This window comes from Shewanella sp. GutCb (genome assembly GCF_002836135.1).
Taxonomy (GTDB): Bacteria; Pseudomonadota; Gammaproteobacteria; order Enterobacterales; family Shewanellaceae; genus Shewanella.
The window spans coordinates 70,352-79,171 of the sequence record NZ_PJBL01000013.1 but is presented as its reverse complement, the minus strand read 5'-3'; the positions used below and the strand labels follow the sequence as shown (position 1 = coordinate 79,171).

The window sequence follows — 8,820 nt, the reverse complement described above, 5'->3', positions numbered from 1 at the left end:
AAGTGATGCTGAAGTCGTCGCACCAACTACACCGACAACGGCTGTTGAGAAGATGAACTGGTCGGCTTGTTTGGTTAACTGTGGCTCTAACTGTCCAGTTCGCGTGTACTCTAAAGAGGGTGTCATTACCCGAGTGGAGTCAAACTTTACGGTTAGTGATAAGTATGGCGATCATGATGTACGTGCATGCCCTCGTGGCCGCTCACTACGTAAGCGTGTTTATGCTCCCGACAGATTAAAGTACCCAATGAAACGTGTAGGCCCTCGTGGTGCAGGACAGTTTGAGCGTATCACTTGGGATGAGGCTTTAGATATTGTTGCTGAAAAGCTGCAAGATACTATCGATCAGTATGGCAACGAGTCAGTACACTTTACCTATGATTCAGGTGCACGTTATCACTTTTCAGGTACCGGCTGTCTTAAGCGTTTAATGAACCTTAAAGGCGGTTTCCTGAACTCTAATGGCGATTATAGCTGGTCGCAAATCTATGAAGCAGCAGGAAAAACATACGGTTCTGCTGGTCCAGGTTGGCAAGGCAGCTCTGTTTCTGAAATGAAGAACTCAGATCTTGTGCTAATGGTTGGTTATAACCCATCTGAGATCCGCATGAGTGGTTCAGGTGAGGCTTACGACTTCTTATCACTGAAGCAAAGCAAGAAATTTAAGACTATCATCATCGATCCACGCTATACCGATTCGGCTGTCGGTAAAGAAGATCAATGGCTAGCGATTCGTCCAGGTACAGATGCGGCATTGTTCGAAGCCTTAGCTTACGAGTGGATAACCACTAATACCGTGAATCAAGCTTTCCTTGATAAATACTGTGTTGGCTACGATGAGAAGACTATGCCTGCTGGCGTAGGATATGAAGAAAGCTACAAATCTTATATTTTAGATAACAAAACGGCTGGTGACTCAACTCCGGGCGTGAATGCTAAAACCCCTGCTTGGGCTGCCAAGATCACAGGTATTGCCGAAGATGTCATCATTGAGTTAGCAAGAGAATTGGCGGCGGCTAAAGCGCCATTTATCCAAATTGCAGCCTCACTAAACCGTCAAGCTGCAGGTGAAAATAACACTCGCGCTGGCTACATGCTGCCGATTCTTTTAGGTCAGCTTGGTCTGCCGGGCACTAACTGTGGTGGTTTATGTAAAGGGTCTTCAATGACTGCCCCTTCTATGCCAGCTGGAAGCAACCCTGTAACGAAAGGTATTTCTTTCTTTACATGGACCCAAGCCGTTGAAGACGGCAAGAATATGACCGTTTTGAGCGATGGTGTCGCACTACCTAAAGAGCTGCTTGATGCAAACGGCGATGGTAAGCTAGGTCATGACATTAAAGCCATTATCAACTATGGCGGTAATGCATTAATCAACCAACACTCTGATGTCAATAAAACAGCTAAAATTGTTGGCGATGAATCTAAGTGTGAATTCATTCTAGTCGTTGATAACTGGATGACACCAAGTGCTAAGTACGCAGATATCTTGCTACCTGACGTATCTTGGTTAGAGTCAGAAGATTTAGTCAACCAAAGTTATGCCGCTGGTGATACCGCTACACTTATCCAGATGAGCACGAGCGTTGACCCTATGTTCGAATCTCGTCCTATCTATGAAATCTGTGTCGACCTTGCTAAGCGTATGGGTGTAGAAGCTGAATTCACCGAAGGTAAAACTCGTAAAGATTGGTTAGATGGCTTCTATGCTACAGCCAAAGCTGCTACGCCAGATCTGCCTGTAAAAGAGGTGATGCTCAAGCAAGGTATCCATCGTAAGTATCTGCCAGACGGTAGCTATATTGTCCTGGAAGACTTCCGTAAAGATCCGGTAAATAATAAGCTTGGCACACCATCGGGTAAGATTGAGATCTACTCTTCTCAGTTAGCTGAAAAAGCCAAAACCTGGAAACTTAAGCCAGGCGATGTGATTTCAGCATTACCTAAGTATGTACCGACTTGGGAAGGCTTCGAAGATACCGCCATGAAGGCGAAATATCCGCTACAGCTAACGGGCTATCACACCAAAGGCCGTGCTCACTCCAGTTTCCATAACGTGCCTTGGCTGCGTGAAGCAGTACAAGATGCTGTTTGGATGAACCCGATTGATGCTCAATCTCGCGGGCTAGCAACCGGAGATAAAGTCCACATATTTAATGACCGTGGCACCATTGAAGTTGAAGTTAAAGTCACTCCAAGAATCATGATCGGCGTAACAGCTTTAGGTCAAGGCGCATGGTTCCAACCAGGTGGCAGCGTTGATAAAGGTGGTTGTTTAAATGTGTTAACCACGCATAGAACGACCCCTATCACCAAGGGTAACCCACAACACACTAACCTAGTTGAAATCCGTAAAGCCTAATAGGAGCTTACAATGAGTAATAATGTTCAATACGGCTTTTATGTCGATGCAAGTAAATGTACTGGTTGTAAAACCTGCCAAATCGCCTGCAAAGATCGCAAAGATCTTCCTGTAGGTATCAACTGGCGTCGTGTGTATGAATATGGCGGTGGTACTTGGACAGAGAATGCTGACGGTAGTATCAACCAAGATGTTTTCGCTTATTACACCTCTTTAGGTTGTAACCACTGCTCTGAGCCTGTGTGTGTTAAGGCTTGTCCGACTGGCGCGATGCACAAGCGCCGCGAAGATGGTTTAGTTCATGTGGCTGCGGATCTGTGTATCGGTTGTGAAAGCTGCGCAAGAGCCTGTCCATACGATGCACCACAAATAGACAAAGATCGTAAGGTAATGACCAAATGTGATGGTTGTTTTGAGCGTCTGGCCGAGGGTAAACAACCTTCATGTGTCGAGTCTTGCCCAATGCGTGCTATTGATTTTGGTACCATGGATGAACTTAAGGCTAAATACCCAGGTGCAGTTCAACCTAACTTTGCGCCTATGCCAAATAGCAGCGTAACCTCACCAAACTTGTTGATGAAACCTAACCGCCACGCTCGCCCTAGTAGCAGCACCGATGGGAAAGTATTAAACAACTCAGAAGTTTAACCCCCGCTTGATGCCATTCATTTTGAATGGCATCTTTTTTGCTGGTTCTTGCAATTAGTCCCGACAAATTTTAGTGCAACAAATGAGGTTAGTATGTCATCCCTTACTGAAAATGAGATCTTAGAATATCAAGGCATTGCGCGCATTCTTCACAATGTCTTATTTAACGATCCGACACCTGAATTGATCCAGGGTTTTATTGGGCATTGTGTGGCCCAAAGCTGGCCTGAGTGTACGTCATCTGCCGAAGAAAAGAGTGGTCGAGAGTTACTATCCAACTATCTCGGTCAATGGACTGTAGATAAACAACAAGCCTTAAAATTGGATTATGCACAACTCTTCTATGGTCCGGGTGAACCCAATGCCGTACCTTGGGGATCGGTCTACTTGAGTGAGAGGCAACTCCTCAATGACAAGTCGACTATGGCACTGATGGCTTTTTATCAAGAGCAAGGGATCAGCTTCGAGCTCGATAGCAATCAACCGGTGGATCATATCGGCCTGTTTTTCGCCGTCTTGGATCAGATGCTTAGCCAATGGGCACAAACAGAAGATAGCGAACCACTGGAGCGCAGCTGCATGATCCTGCTTCAGCAACACTTACTCCCCTGGTCCGGTCGTTGCCTGGAACTTATGACTGAGCATGCCAGAACCGACTTCTATCGCGGCATAGCATTGCTGACTCAAGCCTATTTAGAGGGACTGATCCAAAAATTAAACCTAGTTCCAATAACGACACGCTTATATCGTTAGTCGCTAAGATTCACATCAACGAAGAGTGTATATCGCCTCAGTTTTATGGGGCTCTCTTATTCGCGGTAAATCATCATTGGCACGTACCAATCACAACGTGCATTATACCCATTGCACTAGGTATTTGATCAATTCAGAGCGCCTCAAACTTTTAATGCAACTGGTATTAGAAATGAAGGCCTGACAGTCTGCCGACTATTTCCAATAATATGCTATTGCGCATCAGACTTTATTGAAGACGGTAAGCTTTCTAGCCGAAGAGGAAACGATGAGAGATGCTTGGTTACAGCCAAAGGATTAGCAAGTGGATATGTTTGAAAATAGATAAAGCCATCCCTTAGGCATGACTTTTATTGTGAAGTGGATCAGATAGATAAATTGAGTCCATATAAGTCGATAGGTAAGCCACCTAGGTTAACCCTCAATGACTTTATCGCTGGCCAAATAGATCGATTATAATCCCATTTATTCAGTGAGTTAGAAATTAATCACTTATTTCAAATAAGCGCTAAGAGTATCTTGTTGGCTCAATAAACTTTGATACAAAGTAAATTGATTAGCCGCGCGCTCAAGATTGTGACCCTCATGATGAATATGAAAATACACGTCGCCATTGAGATGGTCGGTTAAAAACCTAACCCCGATCATTAAACAGATCACCCTTGCACCTAGCCACAAACTTTGTCGCTCTACATCAGACAATATCGGCGCAAGCTCGCCCAGATAACCTTTACAAATGGCAGCGAAAATAGACTCGCGCACCTGCACGTTATCAAGCGCCGTTGAATCTTCCTCTTCAGGACTGCAAAAAGTCCGCACCATATCGCCAAAGTCATACATTAAATAACCTTTCATGCAGGTATCAAGGTCAATAATCGCCAAACTACTCATGTCGCGCTTATCAAACAACATGTTATTAATTTTGGTGTCGTTATGGCAAATGCGCCGCGGCAACGTAGCTTCCACTTGCGCGAGTTCCTGCAGCAATTCTGTTTGCGCCATAACGAAATCAACCCATTGCTGACACTCACCTAAGCGTGCCTTAGTATCTTGCGCGACAGCTTTCGACAGCAGCTCGATGCGTCCAGGAAGATGGTGAAAATTGGGAATAACATCTTCAAGCAACTCCGCATCGAGATCGCTTAAAGCACCAGAGAAGTGACCAAAGGCTTGAGCCGCTATTTCAGCGTGAGATTCAGTACTAACAACATCAACACTGTGGCTATGAGGCAAGTAATTCATCGCCCGCCAATATCCATGCTTACCGAGATCAATCGACAAGGCGCCCTCTTGCGTTAACTCCGGAGAGACAACTTGTAACTGGTATTGTTTTGCTTGTTTTTTGGCCGCTAAATGTCGACTGATCCGGTCTGCGTTATTCACCAAGGCATCTGGCGTAGTAAACACTTGTGTATTGATTTTTTGCAACACCATCTCACCTGCTGGCCAGCGTACCAGAAAAGTATGGTTTATATGGCCATTCCCCAATGGGGACACCTTGGCATTGTCCATCTTTTCACCAAAATGCGACAAAACGTTTTGTCTTATAAAATCAATCACCCAACTCTCCAGTTCTCTGTCAATATCGTTGCTTCTACCTGTTTATCATGCAGGTTTTTCGTGCAAACTCATTATGAATTAGCCGCTCTGTTTAAGATGCCGCTAATTTTTCCAATAATTTCTGTTTAACCCACTCGGCATCTTCTGGGTAAGTGACCCCATACCAAGATTCCTGTGCCACACTGACATAAACACTCCGAGTATCGGTATGACTATTAGCACTTTCTTGCAATCTCGCTTGCACTACACTCGGCAAGTAGCACTCACTTTTAGCGAGCTGGCCATGTTCAATGAAAAAGCGGCTTAACTGCGTTTCAATAACATCAAAAATATCGGGTTTAAAGCCCCAACATGTCATCGATACCAACCCATTGTCTGCAATATTTTCCCGCTTACCAGCAAGAGTGCCAACCAATCCATTTGAATGCGATTGAATGTCTAGCCATTCTGCAACATCGACTAGTTTGCCATTTTCCACTGCGCATAAACCACGATTAACACCGCCATTATCTGACAAGGTTAAGTTAATCGGATAGGCAACCATCATCCAATCGTCAGTGTTTTTGAGTAGCCCTTGAGCCAACAAGATAAATGCACTATCGCCATAAAAGTCATCAGCATTAATAACCGCCATTGGTCCCAATACCAGCTTTCTTGCACTCCAGAGGGCATGTGCTGTTCCCCAAGGTTTTTTACGCGATGCTACATCCGCATATTGCACCGCGGATACAGGTAGGTCATCAAGTGACTGTATGCAGTAGTCACAAACAAAATCACTGGGTAACTTATTCTCTAATAGCATATCTAAAGTGTCGGCCAGTTCCGGCCGAATCACTAACACTGCTTTTGTAAAGCCGGCTCGATGCGCGCTTTGCAGTGATAACTCCAGCATGGTCTCGCCATTGGGACCGAGTGCCGCAAGCTGTTTATCACCACCAAAACGGGTGCCTAAACCGGCGGCAAGAATAACCAAGGTTAAATCTGGCATTGTGTTACCTATCAAGCGCTCTAATCATCGCTATAACCACACGACGTAGCATATAAAGTTAAGGCGAAGCAGTTTAATGACTCTCCCCGCTAATTTCCACTATTACATCATACTGATACAGCAGCTTATAAATAGGTAGAGAATGCGGCCACTTTTCCAATGGCTGCTTGGCTGCCTTTCAAACTAAAGTTATAGCCACACAAACTCACATTGCCTCGGCGTGCCATATCCACAATAATCGCTTTAGTGTCGAGGGGGGAAAAGCGGGCTTCTGTACCGGTATCAGCCAATAGATCGACCGCAACGGTGCGATATTCAGTGCCGTTATTAAACGTCAGCGCTGAACATGCTCTATCCCCTTTGGCAGTGGCAAGCGACCATAATTTTGTCGGCGAGCCAGTTTCACCAAGCCACCTTACGATTAACACATCATCTTCAAGCACCAAGCTAAACCCATCTGGTAGTGTGGTAATTTCACGCGCGATGACAGGTTTACTAGCGATGCTTCCCGCCTCAGCAATATCTTGCTCTGCGGCAATCACATCATCGCTTGGGATCATTGACCAAACGCTAAGTAATAGCATCACCAGCATTAATGAAGCGACAGCAGAAAACGCGACCTTTTTATGCTCCAGTAACCAATGCTGTAGCTGCATCAAACTCGCACTGCTCTTATTAGATCTGCGCGATGTTAGTGTATCCGATTCATTTTCATTAGAGGATGCAGTGCTGCACTCTTTGATACCTGCGGTTGGGTCAACAAAAGCCGCTGAGTGCGCGTCAACGTCAGACTTAGCGTCGCTTAATGTAGGTTCGACTCGTACTCGAGCATTATTTACCGTTACATTGGCGCTAATGTCTATCGGCCCCGAATAGCCCTGCTTGTAATGACTGACTGAGATTGCGGGCAACATAGCCACATAACCAATCGCCAATCCAGCAAAGAGCATAAGAGTGATCAGCAACATCACGCTGTCGATATGCGCTAGTGTCAGCATAATCAACACCCATGGTGCCAGCGTCAGTGCCGCCAGTTTTGATGATTTACCAGTATCACGCAATCGCCTAAGACTGGTTAATGCCAATATTGGCGCCAGTAGCAGGCCGACGATATACAGGACCGATGCAGAGTCCGACACCACTGCTGCCAACAACAAAACAAAGAAAACCAAGCCACTGATACTGGCGAACCGTTGGCCGTTGTCGCGACCGACTAAACAAAAAAGCGTCGTAAACTGCATACCTTGATATACCTACCTTCTCAATGGAATCTGACTAATAAACGGATCGCTATCCGCTTAACTACAAATCAAGCTGGTTCTTATGTTCAAACCTAAAGAAATAGCCTACCCAATTTGCCTGAAGATGTCAGTGTTTTAGGCGGATACAGCAAAATTAGTCCGAAAAGTGCCGCTAGAATAAAATATTATCAGGCCAAACTGTCATGACTAGCGCAAATATCGCCCTAGACTGTATAATGTCGCGCTAAATCTTTTCACTTGCCCTCAAATGGGCTAAAGCACCGGATACGCAAATCATGACTGCACGCGGAAACCTATTTATCGTCTCAGCGCCAAGTGGCGCAGGTAAATCATCACTCATATCAGCTCTGTTAAAAGATCAGCCCGCTGATATGCAAGTGTCGGTATCACATACCACGCGTCAACCTCGTCCAGGTGAAGAACATGGCCAGCATTATCACTTTGTAAATCAAGATGAGTTTAAAGGGTTAATCGAAGGCAATGCTTTTTTTGAATGGGCCGAAGTCTTCGGTAACTACTATGGCACTTCACGTGTGACCATTGAGCAAACACTGGCTAAAGGTATCGACGTTTTTCTCGATATTGACTGGCAAGGTGCCGAGCAAGTTAAAAAATTGATGCCCACATCGATTGGAATATTTATTCTTCCACCCTCAAGAGTCGAGCTAGAACGTCGCCTTACAGGCCGCGGACAAGATAGCCAAGAGGTCATTGATGGCCGCATGGCACAGGCTGTTTCAGAGATGTCACACTACAATGCATTTGACTTTATTTTAGTGAACGATGATTTCGACAAGGCCCAGGCCGATCTTTTAGCGATCATTCGCAGCCAAAGACTAACCTGTGCTAGCCAAATTCATACCCAAAATGATATGATTAAAGATCTGTTGGCAGGCTAACTGTCTTCATGTACAATTTTGCGTCATTTTTCCAATCAATAAACCACTGGAGTTTCCCCACATGGCTCGCGTAACTGTAGAAGATGCCGTAAATAAAATCGGCAACCGTTTTGATATGATTCTGATTGCTGCGCGTCGTGCTCGCCAAATCGCCGTACAGGGTAAAGATCCTATGGTTGACGAAGAGAACGACAAGCCAACGGTTATCGCCTTGCGCGAAATCGAGCTAGGTTTAGTCACCGCTGCGACTTTGGATGCTGATGAGCGCCAAACAGTTCGTGAACGTGAAGCAGCTGAAATTGCTGCTGTTGCTGCCATCGCTGAAGGCCGTAACGCTATATAAGGAGT

Annotated in this window: 8 protein-coding genes; 5 read left to right on the top strand and 3 right to left on the bottom strand. The window is 45.4% G+C overall.

The genetic code is table 11. The annotated features are described in order from the left end of the window. The 3 genes from CXF86_RS07865 to CXF86_RS07855 form a co-directional block, all read left to right on the top strand. Positions 1-2,362 (top strand): DMSO/selenate family reductase complex A subunit (locus CXF86_RS07865; protein ID WP_102038725.1); only part of this gene is annotated, 2,362 nt, incomplete at its 5' end. A gap of 12 nt (positions 2,363-2,374) precedes the next feature. Further along, positions 2,375-3,010, top strand: a complete 636-nt coding sequence (locus CXF86_RS07860; protein WP_101089469.1) for a DMSO/selenate family reductase complex B subunit — start codon at positions 2,375-2,377, stop codon at positions 3,008-3,010. 93 nt (positions 3,011-3,103) lie between these two features. Continuing rightward, the gene (locus tag CXF86_RS07855) at positions 3,104-3,763 is read left to right on the top strand and encodes a TorD/DmsD family molecular chaperone (protein WP_101089470.1); all 660 of its coding nucleotides are present in this window, start codon (positions 3,104-3,106) and stop codon (positions 3,761-3,763) included. A 492-nt stretch (positions 3,764-4,255) separates the two neighbouring features. Here CXF86_RS07855 and CXF86_RS07850 read toward each other — a convergent pair whose 3' ends face one another. The 3 genes from CXF86_RS07850 to CXF86_RS07840 all read right to left on the bottom strand — a co-directional run bounded on the left by CXF86_RS07850 (position 4,256) and on the right by CXF86_RS07840 (position 7,552). Further along, positions 4,256-5,323 carry a phosphotransferase enzyme family protein gene (locus CXF86_RS07850; RefSeq protein ID WP_102038724.1) on the bottom strand — a complete coding sequence of 356 codons (1,068 nt, stop codon included), beginning with the start codon at positions 5,321-5,323 and terminating at the stop codon, positions 4,256-4,258. A 91-nt stretch (positions 5,324-5,414) separates the two neighbouring features. Then, positions 5,415-6,311, bottom strand: a complete 897-nt coding sequence (locus tag CXF86_RS07845) for a nucleotidyltransferase family protein (RefSeq protein WP_102038723.1) — start codon at positions 6,309-6,311, stop codon at positions 5,415-5,417. Between the two features lie 125 nt (positions 6,312-6,436). Then, positions 6,437-7,552: a DUF805 domain-containing protein gene (locus tag CXF86_RS07840; RefSeq protein ID WP_102038722.1), complete on the bottom strand. Its 1,116-nt coding sequence runs from the start codon at positions 7,550-7,552 to the stop codon at positions 6,437-6,439. 296 nt (positions 7,553-7,848) lie between these two features. Between CXF86_RS07840 and gmk the strand changes: the two genes are divergently transcribed. Further along, positions 7,849-8,472, top strand: coding sequence for a guanylate kinase (gene gmk, locus CXF86_RS07835; protein ID WP_101089474.1), 624 nt, complete (start codon positions 7,849-7,851; stop codon positions 8,470-8,472). Positions 8,473-8,533: 61 nt separating this feature from the next. Continuing rightward, entirely contained in the window at positions 8,534-8,815 is a 282-nt protein-coding gene (rpoZ, locus tag CXF86_RS07830; RefSeq protein WP_101089475.1) for a DNA-directed RNA polymerase subunit omega, read from the top strand. Positions 8,816-8,820 lie beyond the last annotated feature (5 nt).